The following is a 15,385-nucleotide window of genomic DNA, read 5'->3' as shown; positions in this document are numbered from 1 at the left end:
GGGTAAGAATATACAATCAGCAACTTGATTGGATACAAGTTCGATGCACGATGCATGCCGCCGATACGGACGCCGATTGCGAAAAGAAAACACGCCCGGCAAGGGCCTTGATGAACAGGAAAGACGGATCACCCGATGTTTAAAAAAATACTGGAACTGGCGCAGGGCGTAGTGGGTCTGGCAGGCCTGGATGAGCATGCGCAGTTGAAGAAGGGCTTGCGCGGTCTGGCGCAGATCTCGCCTGCGCTGTGGGAGCGCGCCTGCGAGTTTGTCTGCGAAGGGCGCGAGGAAGGCGTGCTGCTCGATGTGCAGGCGGCGGCGCCGCGCGGCGGCACCTTGCTGGGCAAGCCCGGGCGCCTGTACTCGCATTTTTATACCCATAACCTGGGTAACAAGGATGGCGCGCTGGCCAATGAAAGCCTGCGCCACCGGCACCAGTTCTACGCCCAATCCGACGCGGCGACGCTGGACGCGGCGCTGCTGGTGCGCCTGGGCAAGCTGCTGCAGGCCGCCGACGGGGGCGATACGCTGGAACGCACGGGCGCCCCAGTGCCGCAGTGGCTCGACTACCTGCTCGGCGATGCGTTGTTCGCCAGTTTTTCCGAGACCCGCGCGCAGGCGACCACGGTCAACCGGCGCGGCTGGGACGTGGCGCTGCTGGCGCGCCTGCTGGCTGCCGATGGCGAGGCGGAAGAAGGCGCGCTGCAACTGGTGTTCGAGCGGCGCGAATTGAACGAGTACGTGCGCGATAACAGCCTGCAGCGCCTGCTGGCGCCGGGCGCGCTCGACGCTTACATGCTCGCGCATGCCGCGCAGGTGGAGCAATTGCCAACGCTGTTGTCGGCCAGCGGCAAGGCGCAGCTGGCCAGGCGTGTGGGCGCCGCGCCGGCGCTGGCCGACGCCTATGCCGCCATCCTGGTGCGCCTGGCCGTCGATGGCGGCAAGAGCGTGCGCATCGAAGCGGCTCCGCATCTGGCCGCCATTCCCGTGGAACGCAGGGCCGTCTTGCTGCAGCAGTGCCTGTTGACGGGCAAGACGGAAGAGCGCGTGCAGGCGGCCGAGCTGCTGGGCCGCAGCCTGGGGCCGCAGCAGGCTGCGCTGCTGGAACAGGCGCTGGCGCAGGAGACGAGCAAGCCGGTGCAGGCGGCCATCCGCAATGCCTTGTCGTGGCTGGGCGCGGCCAGCGATGCGGGCGCGGCGGAACTGCCCGTGCCGCCGCTGCCGCCCGCGCCGCCGGCGACGCGCCTGGGCGACGCCGCGCTGCAGCTGCTGCAGGCCAATCATGCGGCGCTGCTGGAAAAAAGCCGCGCCGAAGCACGGCGGGAGCGCGAAGACAACCAGCACGCCAAGCACAAGTACGAGTGGCATCAGGAGCGCCTGAAACGCTTTGAGGCGATCAAGCCTGCCTACATGGAAGCGGCCATCCGCGTGTTCAATGGCGAGGCGTCGAAGGGCGAGGCGCAGCTCCTGAAAAACAACATGATGCGCGAACCGGTCCAGTTTCAGGGAAAACTGGCTGCCTTGCCGGATTTTGGCGTGGCGCACATGGCGCGCTGGCTGATGACTTCGCAGCGCAACAGTCTTCACTTCTGGCACGATGACTTTTTCCAGCAATGGCTGGCGCGGCAGGACCTGTCCACCTTCGACCTGCGCCTGCTGGCGCGCGCCATGCGCGAGGCCGGCGACGAGCATGACAGCGTGGCCATGGCCTGCATGGGCAGCAACTGGTGGGGCGCCAAGCCGCAGCAGGTGCTGGCGGCTGACATGGTCTGGCCGCTGTTCGCGGAACGCCCCGAACTGATCGAGCAGGGCCTGGGCTTGCGCGCCGTCGAAAGGCGCCAGGGCGTGGCGCCCGAGCTGGGTCCCACCCTGGAAGTGCTGGCCACCTTTCCGGTGCTGCCGGCGCAATGGCTGCCGCGCGTGATGGAGATCGCGCTGGGCGAGGGCAAGCAGCACCGTGCCAGCGCGCAGCAGGTGCTGGCCAGCCTGCCCGATATCGGCAAGCGCGTGGCCGAGGCGCTGGGATCGGGCAAGCAGGACATGCGCATCGGCGCCGCGCGCTGGCTGGGTGACCTCGATTACCGCGCGGCCGTCCCGGCGCTGTACCAGGCGCTGGACAAGGAGACGCGCGAGACCGTGATCGCCGCGCTGATGACGGCGCTGGAAAAACTGGGTGAGGACCTGAGTTCGCGCCTCTCGCCCGAGATCCTGCTGGCCGCCGCGCGCAAGGGCTTGAAGGGCAAGGCGCCCGTCGGCCTGGCCTGGTTCGTCTTCGAGGCGCTGCCCGCCTGCCGCTGGCAGGACGGCACGCCGGTCGACGCCGACATTATCCGCTGGTGGGTGGTACTGGCCTGCAAATTGAAGGAGCCGGGCGGTAACGCCTTGCTGCTGCGCTATCTGGGCCTGCTCGACGAGGCAGGCCGCGCCGCCTTGGGCGAGACGGTGCTGCGCCTGTTCATCACCGAGGATCTGCGCGGCCCGAGCCTGGAAGTGGCGACCGCCGAAGCGCAGGCGCGTGCGCCGCAGACCTACCAGAGCTACCAGGACCAGGCCAGGCGCTATCCCGAGTATTATGGCGCGCAGGGCAAGATGAGCGAAGAGCAGGTGTTCGACCAGATCCGCCGCAACAAGATGGCCGAATACCTGGGCAGCGCCATCGGCGAGAAGGGCATCCTGGCACTGGCCGCGCATACGCCTGGCCATGTGGCGATCAGCCTGCTGCAAGCGTATATGCGCGACCATTACCCGCGCCGCGCGCAGATCGAAGCGATGCTCGACGGCCTCGCTGACGGCTACGATCCGGCCGTCATCCAGTTATTGCTGGGCATTGCGCGGCGCTACCGCACGGCCTCGGTGCAGGAAAAGGCGCGTCTGCTGGTCGAGCGCATCGCGCAAGGCAAGGGCTGGAGCCAGGACCAGCTGGGCGACCGCACCATCCCGACCGGCGGCTTCGACGACAGCGGCCGCCTCGACCTGTCGTATGGCGAGCGGGTCTTCCATGTGACCTTGGACGGCGCCATGAAGCCGCGCCTGCACAACCCCGACGGCAAGGAGATCAAGGCCTTGCCCGAGCCGCGCCAGGACGAAGCGCCCGAACTGGCCAAGGAAGCCAAACAGCAGCTATCCGTGTGCAAGAAAGAACTCAAGCAAGTCATCACCATGCAGACGGCGCGCCTGTACGAAGCCATGTGCGCGGGACGTGTCTGGCCGGCGCAGGAGTGGCGCGATTACCTGCTCGGCCATCCGATCGCGGGCCGCCTGGTGCAGGCGCTGCTGTGGATCAGGGAGGACGACGCAGGGCGCACCCTGCTGCGCCCCAGCGACGATGGCAGCCTGCTCGACGCGGACGACGAGGAAGTCGCGCTGCCCGAAGGCAGCCGGCTGCGCCTGGCGCACGCCTCGCTGCTGGACGCGCCGCAGATCGCCGCCTGGCAGCGCCATTTCAAGGATTACAAGGTCAAGCCCCTGTTCGAGCAGCTGGCGCACCAGTTGCCCGACGCCGCGCTGATGGCGGGCCGGCACATCGCGGACCGCGAAGGCTGGGTGGGCGACACCTTCGGCTTGCGCGGCGCCTTCGGCAAGCACGGCTATCAGCGCGGCCAGGCCGAGGATGGCGGCGTCTTCACCGAGTATCACAAGGATTTCGTCAGCGCCGGCCTGCGCGCGGTGATCGAATTTTCCGGCAGCAGCCTGCCCGAGGAATTGATGGCGGCCGCCCTGAAAACGCTGCAATTCTATCCCTTGCCGCGCTCCTGGCGCGACGAGGCGGTGCCGCTGGCCGACGTGCCGTCCGTGCTGCTGGCCGAAACCTATGCCGATTATCTGGCGGTGTCGAAGGCGTGCGGCGGCTATGATGCGCAATGGGAAAGTAAAATGCCGTGGTAAGCAAAGAAAGCAAAATCATGACGGAACAACATAACGATAATCAGGTGGTGCGGCGCAGCGCCGAACAGCGCTACGCGAGCGAGCTGGAACGTCTGAAGGCGGCCGATACCGATCCGCGCCCGCAGGGCTGGCTGCTGTCGCCGCGCGCGGTGCGCCGCTTCATCCTGGGCGACGCGGCGCTGCAAGTGAGCCGCAAATTCTATGGCGACGATCCGCTGGTCGACCGCGCCATCGTCACCCTGATGGGGCACCAGGGGCTGATGCTGGTGGGCGAGCCGGGTACGGCCAAGTCGCTGCTGTCCGAATTGCTGGCCGCGGCCATCAGCGGCGACTCCGCGCTGGCGATACAGGGCACGGCCGGCACCACTGAAGACCATATCAAGTATTCGTGGAACTATGCCTTGCTGCTGGCCGAAGGGCCGAGCCGGCGCGCACTGGTGCCGTCGCCCTTGTTCCAGGCCATGGAAGCGGGCAAGCTGGTGCGCTTCGAGGAAATCACGCGCTGCGCGCCCGAGATGCAGGACGTGCTCATTTCACTGATGTCGGAAAAGCAGCTGATGATTCCCGAACTGGGCGGCGACGCGCGCGTGCATGCGCGGCGCGGCTTCAATATCATCGCCAGCGCCAACTTGCGCGACCGCGGCGTGCATGAAATGTCGTCGGCGCTGAAACGCCGCTTCAACTTCGAAACCGTCAAGCCGATCCGCGACCATGGCTTCGAAGTCGAACTGGTGATGCAGCAGCTGCGGCGCGAACTCGATGCCATCGGCGCCGCCGTCATCGTCAGGCGCGACGTGGTCGAACTGCTGGTAACCACGTTCCAGGAACTGCGCGCCGGCCAGACCCGCGAAGGCACGGCCATCAAGACGCCGGAGGCGGTGATGTCGAGCGCCGAGGCGGTCAACCTGGTCTATGCGGCCTCGCTGGAGGCGCTGCATTTCGGCGACGGCACCTTGCGCCCGCGCGAACTGGCCAACCAGTTGCAGGGAGTGGTCCTGAAGGACAACGCCGATGACCTCAAGCGCGTGCGCCATTATTTCGACACCGTGGTGCGCGAACGTGGCCGCCGCGACGATTTGTGGAAAAGCTTCGGCGACGCGGCGCGCCAGCTATGGCTGTAGTGCCGCCGGACTTGTCGCCGGACTTGCCGGCCGGCGTGGCCGCCGCGCGCGCCAGGCTGTTCGGGCAGGGCGTGTACTTTGCGCCGGTACGCCACCACAGCCCGGCATGCGCGCATGCCTTGCAGGCCATGTTGCGCGAATTGCGCCCGGCCGCCGTGCTGATCGAGGGACCGGAAGGTTTTACGGACATGCTGCCCCTGCTGCTGGACGAACGCACGCGCCCGCCCGTGGCGCTGTTGTGCCAGACGCCGGCGGCAGGCGCGGAGGGCACGCGCGCGCAATCGGCGTTTTTCCCGTTTTGCGATTACAGCCCCGAATGGGTGGCGCTGCGCGAGGGGGCGGCCGTGCAGGCGCAGCTGGCCTTCATCGACCTGCCGTGGCAGGCGCGCGCGGGCACGGCCGACGCGCAGCCCGATGCCGAGGCGCGCAGCCTGATGGCCGAGCGCTACCTGGCCCACAGCAGCTATCTGAACGCCCTGGCCGCGCGCGCCGGCTGCCGCGACCAGGATGAACTGTGGGATCACCTGTTCGAGGCGCGCTCGCGCGCGGCGCTGGCGGACTGGCGCAGCGTGTTTGGCGACGTGTTTTCATACTGCGCCATGGCCCGTCTCGATTACGAGCCGGCCGTGCTGGAAGCGGAGGGCAGCCTGCCGCGCGAACGCCACATGGCGGCGCATATCGCCCGCTGGCGCAAACAGGTCGATGGCCCCGTGGTGGTGGTCACCGGCGGCTTTCACACGAGCGTGCTGATCGAACTGCTTGACGCGAATCCCGTACCTGCCGCACCTGCCGCGCCGGCCGCCGCTGGCGCCAGCTGGCTGATACGCTACAGCTTTGAGCGGTTCGATGCCCTGAATGGCTATGGCGCCGGCATGCCGGCGCCCGCCTACTACCAGGCCGTCTGGGACGCCCTGCAGTCGCCGGCGCCTGGCGAGCATCAGCTTGCCGTCGCCGTGGACCAGTTGACCAGGCTGGCCCAGGATAGCCGTGCGCGCGGCGTGCACGAGCGCATTTCCACGGCGCAGGTACAGGCGGCCGTGCTGCAGGCGGCCAGGCTCGCGGCCTTGCGCGGCCATGCGGGGCCAGGCCGCCAGGATGTGCTCGACGCCATGCGCTCCTGCTTCGTCAAGGGCGCCATCGACGATGGCATGCAAGGCCTGTTCGACGACGTGCGGCGCCAGATGACGGGCAGCCGGCTGGGCGACGTGCCGCCATCGGCCGGTTCGCCGCCGCTGGTGCAAGACGCGCGCGCGGCTGCGCATCGCCACGGCTTGCGCCTCGACGACGGCGACAAGCGGCTGGCGCGGCTGGACCTGTACCGCAAGGAACGCCACCGCCGGCGCAGCCGCTTCTTTCATCTGATGCAGTATCTGGACACGGACCTGGCGCGCTGGCAGGGCGGCCCCGATTTCATGGCCGGCAGCCGGCTGGAACTGCTGTTCGAGGAATGGACGTATGCGTGGACGCCGCTGGTCGAAGCGCGCCTGATCGAATTGGCCGCCGATGGCGCCACCCTGGGCGAGGTGGCGCTGGCGCGGCTGCTGCGCGAAGAGCAGGCGCTGGGCGCCGCGGGCCGGGCCCGTTCGGCCGGCAGCGCCGCGGCCCTGCTGGTGCGTGCCTGCCTGGTGGGCTTGCATGAGCGTTTGCCCGATCTGTTGTCGCTGTTGTCGCGCCATCTCGATGACGATGCCGATTTTGCCTCCGTCGTCGGCTGCGGCCATGCGCTGGTGACCCTGTGGCGCGCGCGCGAGCCGCTGGGCGTGCGCGAGCATCCGGGCGTGCTGGCGCTGATGCGGCGTGTCTGGCCTGCCGCGCTGTTCCTGCTGCCCGGGCTGGCCGATACGGGGATGGATGGGGACGGCGCGCAAGTGGGACAGTTGCTGGCATTGCGCGAATTTGGCCGTGCCGCACGCAGCGCCTTGCCGGTGCGGGAGGCTGGCCTGGCTTTCGAAGCCGGCGACCTGCACCGGCGCCTGCAGGCCCTGACGGCGACGCGCGCCTGCGCGCCCGGCATCTGCGGCGCTGCCGCCGCGCTGCTGTTCCTCGATGGCGCCTGGGATGAACAGGATTTGTCGCGCTTGCTGGAACAGCGCTTCGGCGCCGGCGCCACGCCGCAGGATGCCGTGCGCTTCCTGTCGGGCCTGATGGCCGCCGCGCCTGAATTGCTGCTGACGCAGCCGGGACTGCGGCGCAGCTTCAATACCCTGGTCGGCAGCTGGGACGAGGCCAGTTTCATCCGGTATCTGCCCGATTTGCGGCTGGCCTTCACTGGCCTGAAGCCGCAGGAGACGAGCGACCTGACCGAGGCGCTGGCGGTGCTCAACGGCGCCGCGCCGGACGCCTTGCAGGTCGAATTTCACTACGACGTCAGCGAAGATGTGATGCTGGCGGGCGGCCGCCTGAACGCGGCGCTGGCCGCCTGCCTGGAGCGCGATGCGCTGTCTGTCTGGCTGGATCTTTCAACGGAGAAGCCGCATGGCTGAGAATCTGCATCATCAGGAAATGCTGCGCCGCTGGCGCCTGATGCTGGGACGCTACGCGCAGCCGCTGCAAACGGAAGCCTGGTCCGCCAACGATGGCCGGCTCGATGCCAGCCTCGATTACTTGTATGGCCGCGAGTATGAGCGCAAGGGCATGTTGCGCGCCGGCGGTGGCGGTTCGCTGGACCCCAGCCAGTTGCGCGCCATCGACTGGCTGGCGCAGGCGCGCAAGCTGTTTCCGCAGGAGGTGTACGAGCGCGTGCAGGGCCACGCGATCGAGCGCTATGAATTGAGCGGCCTGCTGCGCGACCCGTTTGTCCTGGCCAGCCTGGAGCCGAACCAGGCGCTGGCGCGTGCCCTGATCGGCATGCGCGGGCGCCTCGGCGCGGACATGCATGACGCGGTGCGCGCCGTGATACGGCACGTGGTCGAGGAAATCACCGAGCGCCTGCGCAAGGATTTCGTCAACGCGGTGGTGGGGCGGCGCAATCGCTTTCGCCGCACGCAGATGAAGAGCGCGCAGAACTTCGACTGGCGCGCCACCATTGCCGCCAACCTGAAACACTATGATCTGGCCAGCCGCCGCCTGCTGATGGCGCGGCCCGTCTTCAACGCGCGCGTCAAGCGCAGCCTGCCGTGGGACGTCATCCTGTGCGTCGACCAGAGCGCCTCGATGATGGATTCGGTGATCTATGCGGCCGTGGTGGCAGGCATCCTGTCCGGCCTGCCGGCCGTGAATGTGCGGCTGGTGGTGTTCGACACCAGCGTGGTGGACCTGACGCACCTGGCCGCCGACCCGGTCGAGGTGCTGCTGACGGTGCAGCTGGGCGGCGGCACGAATATCGGCCGCGCGGTGCAGTACTGCGAGCAGCTGGTGAGCAATCCGCAGCGCACGGTACTGGCCCTGATCAGCGATTTCGAGGAAGGCGCGCCGCCAGGGCCGCTGCTGGCGGCGCTCAAGCGCATGGCCGAGTCGCGCGTCACGCTGCTGGGCCTGGCCGCGCTCGACGCGCGCGCGCAGCCCGTGTATGACCACGGCATGGCGCAGCGCCTGGCGGATCAGGGCATGCACGTGGCGGCACTGACGCCGCAGCACTTTGCCGAATGGCTGGCCGGGGTGATGGGATGAGCTGGCACGCCCTGTACCGCAGCTTTGACGACGACAGCCTGGCGACGCTGGCCAACGCGGGCCTGCTGCGCCGCGCCCTGAAAGATATCGGGGCGGGCAAGGTGGGCTGGCGGGATGACGTGGGCGGCGCCCTGGTCGCCGACGGCCAGCGGGTGCTGCTCGATGCGGGAGGACCGCAGAAGGGCCGCTGCGATTGCCCGGCGCCCGGCATGTGCAAGCATCTCCTGGCCGCTGCCGTGTGGCTGCGCGAACTGCCGCAGGAGAGTGGACAAGACAGTGGACAGGACGGTGCGCAGGAGGCGCCGCCGGCCGGTGTGCTGGAGGAGGTGCTGGCGCTCGACAGCGCGACCGTCTGCAAGCAGGCGGGCAAGCCGGCGGTGCGCCAGGCGCTGGCCTGGCTGGCGGAAGGCGACCAGGCGGACGTCACCATCGTCAACGCCAGGCTGCAGATCGAGCTGCCCTTGTTGAAACTGGGCTGCAGCTATCTGCGCGGCGCCGGTGTGGACGCCATGGTGTCCGATACCCCGGCCGCCCTGCGCAAGGCGCTGCACCTGTATGCGCTGGCCTGCGTCTGGCGCAAGCATGGACGGGAGTTTGCCTGGCCGGCGGGCGCCGCGACGGCGCCTGTCACCGCAGCGCCCGGGATGAGTACATCCGAGCTGGTGTTCCTGGCACAGGTGCGGCGGCTGCTCGGTGAACTGTACGACAATGGCCTGTCGCATGCCAGCGCGATTGCCGCCGGCCAGCTGCGCGCGCTGACCATGTCGGCGCGCAGCGAAAACCTGCCCCGTCTTGCCGCCCTGTTGCGTGGCCTGGGCGGTACGCTGGACTTGCTCGTGCGGCGCGATTACCACGCCAGCGAGCGCCAGGCATTCGAAGAGATGGCGGCCATCAGCGCCTTGTGCGCGGCGCTCGAACACGCGCCTGGCCCGCTCTTGCGGCGCTTGCGCGGACAGGCGCGGCGCAGCTTTGATGCGGCCGGCGACGCGCCCCTCGACCTGCTGCCGCTGGGCGCGTATTGGTGGGAAACGCGCGGCGGCGCGCATGGCCTGACCTTGTCGTTCTGGCAGCATGCCGAGGGAGGCGAGGGGCGGATCGTGCAGGCGGTGCTGGCGCGGCCCGACGCCAGCGACCGCTCGTTTACGCGCGAATCGGCATGGGATGCGGGCAGCCTGTGGACGGGTGCCGGCAGCGCCCGGCATATGTGCGAGGCGAGCTGGCAGTTGGCAGGCGCGTCCCTGGCCGACGATGGGCGCCTTGCCATGGACAGCCGGGCGCGCGCCAGTGCGGCGCCGCTGTGGGCGCTCGACGATGCGCGCTGGCAGAGTCTGGGTTTCAGCGACTGGACGGCGCTGGCCGCTTTCGTGAGCGGTAACGTCGGCTTGACGCCGGAGCCCGTCGATTGCGTGGTGCTGCGTCCGGTGGCCGTGGCGCGGCCGCAGCTCGACGAAGTGGGGCAGCGGCTCGATTGGCAAGTGTTCGACACCTGCGGCGCCGCCCTGGACTTGCAGATTCCGGCACTGCCGGCGCTGCGTCCGCGCATCACGCGGCTGCAGGCGGCCGTGGCCGATGGCGCCGATATCCGTGCCGTGCTGGCCAGCCGCGCGCGTGGCGAGCCAGGTGGCTGGCAGCCGGTGGCGCTGCTCATCGCCAAGGATGGCAAGCTGCGCGTGGTGTCGCTCGATTTCGAGATCGACGCAGGCAAGCTGCCGTCGGCGCTGGCGCGTTTTTTCAAGAGCCTGGGGGGCGCCAGCCTGGCGTCATCGGTGCCGCAGCAAACCTCGGCGGCAGCGCGGGTGCTGGCCCAGGTGCTCGACCTTCTCGCACTGCAGGCGCGTAGCGGCCGGCCACGGCTGGAAGCCGAACTGGCCGGCGAACTGGCGCGACACGGCGCCACCTTGCGCGCGCTGGGCCTGGATTTGCCGGCCGGCCTGCTGGGGGCCTACGTCGGCACGCCGCGCGCGGCGCAAGCCTTGCGCCTGGCGTACGTCTGCACGACGTGCCTCGCGCTGGAGGCGGCAGGGTAGCCGCCGCTTGTCGTCAGGGCTGCTGCGCCTGCAGGGCGGCCAGTTCCGCCCTGGCTTTTTCCAGCTTGCCTTCCAGCTTGGCGATCTTTTTCGGCTCTTTATTCGCTTCCTGGGCCAGGCGCAGCGAACGCTCCGTCTGGTTTACTTTTGCCTGCGCCTTCAGCACCTTCTTGTTGTGGCGTTCGATCAGGGTGCTGTCGCGGCAGTGGGCGTTGACTTCGTCGAGCGCGCGCGTCAGGCCAGCGACCTTGTCGGACAGGCCCTGTTCCTGCGCCTGCTGTAATTCGTTGCGGATGCTTTCGCGCTTGGCGGCGCAGCCGGCCAGCTGGGTGTCTGCGGCGCTGGCGCCCACGGAGGCTGCGGCGAGCAGCAGGGTCAAGGCGGTTGTGGCGAGGCGGTTCATGGTGTTCCTGTATAAGTGGTGAGCCCGTGCAATGTAAGCCTGCCAACGCCCCCTGTCAAACTTCGCCTGCCGTGCGCGCCAATCTGGCCATGCATCGGCTACCATGCATGTTTTCTTCTTCCCGACTCCGCCGCATGCCCAGGAAATTACTGTTGCTGATCCCTTTGCTATTGCCGCTGCCTGTGCTGGCGCAAAGCTCGCCCACCTTGCTCGATCTGCAGCTGATCGCCATCGAGGCACGGGCCGATGTGACTACCCATAGCCCGGAAAGCATCGCCGAATTTGCCGAGACCCGGCGTGCGGCCGAAGCGGGCGACGTGGAGGCGCAGCTGGCGCTGGCGCGCATGCTGCAGCTGGGCGTCGGCGCGCCGCAAGACACGGCGCACTCGATGGCCTGGGTGCGCAAGTCGGCCGAAGGCGGCTATGCGCCGGCGCAATCGGCCATGGGGCTGGCCTATACCGTGGGCGGCAAGGTGCCCATCGACCGCGTGCAGGGACAATATTGGCTGCGCAAGGGCGTGGCGCAAGGCGATGCGCTGGCGCAAACCATCCTGGCGCTGGAATTCATTGACGGCGACAGCAGTGCCGAAGAACAGGCACTGGCCATCACCTGGTTGAAGAAGGCCGCGCTCGAAGAACACTTTATCCCTGCCTACAACGCGCTCGGTGAACACCTGATGCGCGCAGCCACCGATGAGCAGGAGCGCGGCGAGGCTTTCCACTGGTATGACAGATCGGCGCGTGAAAAGGAACCGGCCGGCATGCGCAACCTGGCCCGCGCGCACGAGTTGGGCCTGGGCGTGAAACAGTCGGACAAGCTGGCCCTGGTCTGGTACGAGCGGGCCGCATGGAGCGGCGACTTGCCCGCCATGCGGCGCATGCTCGACGTGTACGTCAACGGTGAACTGGGACAAGCGGCGAATGCCGAAGACGCCGCCGAATGGCGCGCCAAGCTGGCGGAAAGTGAAAAGAAATGAAGACCATCGTATTGTTATTGACCCTGGCGCTGGCGCAGCCCGTGCTGGCGCAGCCCGTGCTGGCGCAGCCAGCCGCCGAAGCGGCGCCGCGCCAGCATCCGGCGCTGGCCGAATTCGACATGTCCGGCCTCGACGACATGCGCGCCAGAGTGCAGGCCGTGATCAACCGTCCGGCCGACCTGTCGCCGGAGAAGGTCGCCGCCTATGAGAAGACGCGCCGCGCCGCCGAAGGCGGAGATACGGCCGCCCAGCTGGAGCTGGCGCAGATGCTGCACGAGGGCGAGGGCGCGCCGCGCGACGTCGACGCGGGCCTGGCATGGATGCAGAAATCGGCCGAAGGCGGCTATGGTCCGGCGCAGGCATTCCTCGGCGTGGCGTATACGAATGGCCAGGGCATGGCGGTGGACCGCAAACTGGGCGAATACTGGTCGCGCAAGGGCGCCGCGCAAGGCGTGGAACTGGCCAACTTCATGGTGGCCCAGCATTTCGAAAACATCCACAGCAGCCCGGCAGAACAGGCGCACGCACTGCACTGGCTGAAGTTCTACGCCGAAAACGGTTTTATTCCCGCCTACAATGAAATCGGCTACCGCCTGATGATGACGGCACACGATGACGCGCAGCGCAAGCAAGCATTTGGCTGGTACATGCGGGCGGCCAAGGCGCTCGATCCACCGGGCTTGAACAATGTCGCCTATTCATATGAAGTGGGGCAGGGCGTGCCGCAGAGCGACGAGGGTGCCCTGGGCTGGTATGAAATGGCGGCCATCGCCAAGAGCCCGCCGGGCCAGACGGGCTTCGCGCGGCTGCTGGAGCAGGGCCGTGGCGGAGCCACCCGGCAAGGGCCGGCGCCCAAGCCCTTCGCGCTGTATCTGCTGGCGGCGAAGCAGGGCGACGTTGAAGCGATGGAACGGCTGGTCAAGGTGTACGACAAGGGCGAGCTGGAACAGGCGGCCGACCCCGTGCAGGCGGCACTGTGGCGCGAAAAGCTCAGGCTGGCCAAGACCCCTTGAGCGGGCATGACGGCGTGAAGACGGCATGCTATCATCATTGTTATCGATAACAATATCATGAGAGACCCATGAATCCCGATTTCCGCTCCAGGCAAATGCTCGAAGGGCACATCCTGCACACGATGCACTTTTATCACCCGCGCGCCATCGATGCGAGCGGCGGCTTTTATCACTTCTTCCTCGACGACGGCACGGTGTACGACGCGGCCACGCGCCACCTGGTCAGCAGCACGCGCTTCATCTTCAATTACGCCATGGCTTACCGCCACTTCGGCGACGACGATTACCAGGCGGCGCTGCGCCACGGCGTGGCCTTCTTGCGCGACGTGCACCGCGACCCGGCCACGGGCGGCTACGCCTGGCAACTGACATGGCAAGACGGCGCCAAGACGGTGGAAGACGGCGCCAACCACTGCTACGGCCTGGCCTTCGTGCTGCTCGCGTATGCTCACGCGCTGCAGGCGGGGATGACGGAAGCGCGCGCGTATCTGGACGAAACGTTCGAGTTGATGGAACAGCGCTTCTGGCTGCCCGAACATGGCCTGTATGCGGACGTGGCCAGCGCCGACTGGGCCACGCTTGACGGCTACCGGGGCCAGAACGCCAATATGCACGCCTGCGAAGCCATGCTGGCCGCGTTCGAGGCGACGGGCGAAGCGAGATATCTGCACCGCGCCGAAACCTTGGCGCACAACATCACCGTGCGCCAGGCGGGTCTGGCGAACGGCATGATCTGGGAGCACTACAAACCCGACTGGGCTATCGACTGGGATTACAACCTGCACGACAAGAGCAATATCTTCCGTCCCTGGGGTTACCAGCCCGGCCACTTCACGGAATGGGCCAAGCTGCTGCTGATCATGGAGCGCCACAGCCGGTTCATGGCCGGTCCGTCCGACTGGCTGCTGCCGCGCGCGCGCGCCCTGTACGACACGGCCCTGGCCAAGGCGTGGGATGGCGCGCATGGCGGCATCCACTACGGTTTCGGCCCGCACGATGAAATCTGCGACGGCGACAAATACTTCTGGGTGCAGGCGGAAAGCTTCGCCGCCGCCGCCGTGCTGGCCACGCGCACGGGCGACGACGCCTACTGGCGCAGCTACGACAAGATCTGGGATTACAGCTGGACGCACTTCGTCGACCACGAACACGGCGCCTGGTACCGCATTTTGACGCCCGAGAACCAAAAAATCAGCAACGAGAAAAGCCCGGCCGGCAAGGTCGATTACCACACCATGGGCGCCTGCTATGAAGTGCTGAACGTGCTCAAAGGTGCAGCATGAGCGCCCCTTTCCCTTCCTTTGTGTCGGCCGGCGAAGCGCTGACGGACATGCTGCGCACCGGCAGCGACCAGTGGAGCAGCCAGGTGGGCGGTTCGACCTGGAACGTGGCGCGCGTGATGGCGCGCCTGGGCGTGCCCAGCGCCTTTGCCGGCGCCGTCAGCCTCGACGTCTTTGGCGACGCGCTGGCCGCTGCCACCGAGGTAGCGGGCCTGGACATGCGTTTCTTGCAGCGCCGCGCGAAGTCGCCGCTGCTGGCCATCGTGCATGAACTGCATCCGCCCACGTATTACTTCATCGGCGACGACAGCGCCGACCTGCATTTCGACGCGGCGCAGCTGCCTGCCGGCTGGATGCAGGGCGCGCAATGGGTGCATTTCGGCGGCATCAGCCTGGCGCGCGAACCGCTGGCCGGCAAGCTGGTGGCGCTGGCGCGGGAACTCAAGGCGGCCGGCGTCAAGATCAGCTATGACCCGAATTTCCGCATCATGATGGATGAACGCTACGACGCCACCCTGCGCCGCATGACGGAGCTGGCTGACGTGATCAAAGTGTCGGACGAAGACCTGGCGGGCCTGTTCCGCCACGACGACATCGATGGCGCGTTTGCCGTGCTGCGCGGCTGGAATCCGCACGCCACGTATTTGTATACGCGCGGCGCGCAGGGCGCCGCCCTGTACCGGGGCGAGCAGGCATGGCGGGCGGCGCCGCCCGTCATCGAAGTGGTCGACTCGGTGGGGGCGGGCGACGCCAGCATCGGCGGCTTGCTGTACAGCCTGATGTACCGCCCAGAGGCCGACGGCGGCCAGCACTTGCGCTTCGCCGTCGCGGCGGGGGCGGGCGCCTGCCTGGCGGCCGGCGGCGCCCCGCCATCGGTGCAATTGGTGGAATCGTTGCTGGAGCGCACTATATTGGGATGATGTGGGCAGCGTGTGCGTATTCAGCGGCGCCAGGGCGCCCTTCTTGCCAGAATAGGCGTAAGATTTGCTCTCTCGCCATGTCAAGAGCCTGTCCCGGGAACGGTATTCGTCCGCGGGGCCAGGCTCCAGGCCATTCGCTGACCAGTATGC

At 67.7% G+C, this 15,385-nt stretch carries 10 protein-coding genes; 9 read left to right on the top strand and 1 reads right to left on the bottom strand.

Annotated elements, in window-relative coordinates:
• The first annotated feature begins 135 nt into the window (after positions 1-135).
• Genes KY494_RS05700 through KY494_RS05680 form a run of 5 tightly spaced genes read left to right on the top strand, consistent with a single transcriptional unit; the run spans position 136 to position 10,642 of the window.
• On the top strand, positions 136-3,885 hold the full coding sequence (locus tag KY494_RS05700) for a DUF4132 domain-containing protein (RefSeq protein ID WP_219890231.1): 3,750 nt from the start codon (positions 136-138) through the stop codon (positions 3,883-3,885).
• A 17-nt stretch (positions 3,886-3,902) separates the two neighbouring features.
• Positions 3,903-5,006 carry an AAA family ATPase gene (locus KY494_RS05695; protein ID WP_219890230.1) on the top strand — a complete coding sequence of 368 codons (1,104 nt, stop codon included), beginning with the start codon at positions 3,903-3,905 and terminating at the stop codon, positions 5,004-5,006.
• Positions 4,997-7,489 (top strand): DUF5682 family protein, encoded by a 2,493-nt coding sequence (locus tag KY494_RS05690; protein WP_219890229.1) that lies wholly within the window; start codon positions 4,997-4,999, stop codon positions 7,487-7,489. Before KY494_RS05695 ends, KY494_RS05690 begins: the two co-directional genes overlap by 10 nt.
• Positions 7,482-8,615: a VWA domain-containing protein gene (locus KY494_RS05685; protein WP_219890228.1), complete on the top strand. Its 1,134-nt coding sequence runs from the start codon at positions 7,482-7,484 to the stop codon at positions 8,613-8,615. The genes KY494_RS05690 and KY494_RS05685 overlap by 8 nt, the downstream gene beginning before the upstream one ends.
• Positions 8,612-10,642 (top strand): SWIM zinc finger family protein, encoded by a 2,031-nt coding sequence (locus tag KY494_RS05680; RefSeq protein WP_219890227.1) that lies wholly within the window; start codon positions 8,612-8,614, stop codon positions 10,640-10,642. Before KY494_RS05685 ends, KY494_RS05680 begins: the two co-directional genes overlap by 4 nt.
• A 13-nt stretch (positions 10,643-10,655) precedes the next feature.
• Here KY494_RS05680 and KY494_RS05675 read toward each other — a convergent pair whose 3' ends face one another.
• Positions 10,656-11,045 carry a DUF1090 family protein gene (locus KY494_RS05675; RefSeq protein WP_219890226.1) on the bottom strand — a complete coding sequence of 130 codons (390 nt, stop codon included), beginning with the start codon at positions 11,043-11,045 and terminating at the stop codon, positions 10,656-10,658.
• Between the two features lie 152 nt (positions 11,046-11,197).
• Here KY494_RS05675 and KY494_RS05670 point away from each other — a divergent pair, with 152 nt between their 5' ends.
• The 4 genes from KY494_RS05670 to KY494_RS05655 all read left to right on the top strand — a co-directional run bounded on the left by KY494_RS05670 (position 11,198) and on the right by KY494_RS05655 (position 15,235).
• On the top strand, positions 11,198-12,022 hold the full coding sequence (locus tag KY494_RS05670; protein ID WP_219890225.1) for a tetratricopeptide repeat protein: 825 nt from the start codon (positions 11,198-11,200) through the stop codon (positions 12,020-12,022).
• A complete protein-coding gene (locus KY494_RS05665) occupies positions 12,019-13,035 on the top strand; it encodes a tetratricopeptide repeat protein (protein WP_219890224.1) in 1,017 nt (338 codons plus the stop codon). The genes KY494_RS05670 and KY494_RS05665 overlap by 4 nt, the downstream gene beginning before the upstream one ends.
• A 68-nt stretch (positions 13,036-13,103) precedes the next feature.
• Positions 13,104-14,318 carry an AGE family epimerase/isomerase gene (locus KY494_RS05660; RefSeq protein WP_219890223.1) on the top strand — a complete coding sequence of 405 codons (1,215 nt, stop codon included), beginning with the start codon at positions 13,104-13,106 and terminating at the stop codon, positions 14,316-14,318.
• On the top strand, positions 14,315-15,235 hold the full coding sequence (locus KY494_RS05655; protein WP_219890222.1) for a carbohydrate kinase: 921 nt from the start codon (positions 14,315-14,317) through the stop codon (positions 15,233-15,235). Before KY494_RS05660 ends, KY494_RS05655 begins: the two co-directional genes overlap by 4 nt.
• The last annotated feature ends 150 nt before the right edge of the window (positions 15,236-15,385 follow it).

Source organism: Janthinobacterium sp. PAMC25594 (genome assembly GCF_019443505.1).
Lineage (GTDB): Bacteria > Pseudomonadota > Gammaproteobacteria > Burkholderiales > Burkholderiaceae_D > Janthinobacterium.
The sequence above is the reverse complement of the archived record's forward strand: the minus strand, read 5'-3'. Positions and strand labels throughout refer to the sequence as shown.

Excerpts from the sequence above, each read along its gene's own strand:
- KY494_RS05655 (WP_219890222.1), top strand. The coding sequence starts at position 14,315 with ATGAGCGCCCCTTTCCCTTCCTTTGTGTCGGCCGGCGAAGCGCTGACG.
- KY494_RS05695 (WP_219890230.1), top strand. The coding sequence starts at position 3,903 with ATGACGGAACAACATAACGATAATCAGGTGGTGCGGCGCAGCGCCGAA.
- KY494_RS05680 (WP_219890227.1), top strand. The coding sequence starts at position 8,612 with ATGAGCTGGCACGCCCTGTACCGCAGCTTTGACGACGACAGCCTGGCG.
- KY494_RS05690 (WP_219890229.1), top strand. The coding sequence starts at position 4,997 with ATGGCTGTAGTGCCGCCGGACTTGTCGCCGGACTTGCCGGCCGGCGTG.
- KY494_RS05700 (WP_219890231.1), top strand. The coding sequence starts at position 136 with ATGTTTAAAAAAATACTGGAACTGGCGCAGGGCGTAGTGGGTCTGGCA.
- KY494_RS05665 (WP_219890224.1), top strand. The coding sequence starts at position 12,019 with ATGAAGACCATCGTATTGTTATTGACCCTGGCGCTGGCGCAGCCCGTG.
- KY494_RS05675 (WP_219890226.1), bottom strand. The coding sequence starts at position 11,045 with ATGAACCGCCTCGCCACAACCGCCTTGACCCTGCTGCTCGCCGCAGCC.
- KY494_RS05685 (WP_219890228.1), top strand. The coding sequence starts at position 7,482 with ATGGCTGAGAATCTGCATCATCAGGAAATGCTGCGCCGCTGGCGCCTG.
- KY494_RS05660 (WP_219890223.1), top strand. The coding sequence starts at position 13,104 with ATGAATCCCGATTTCCGCTCCAGGCAAATGCTCGAAGGGCACATCCTG.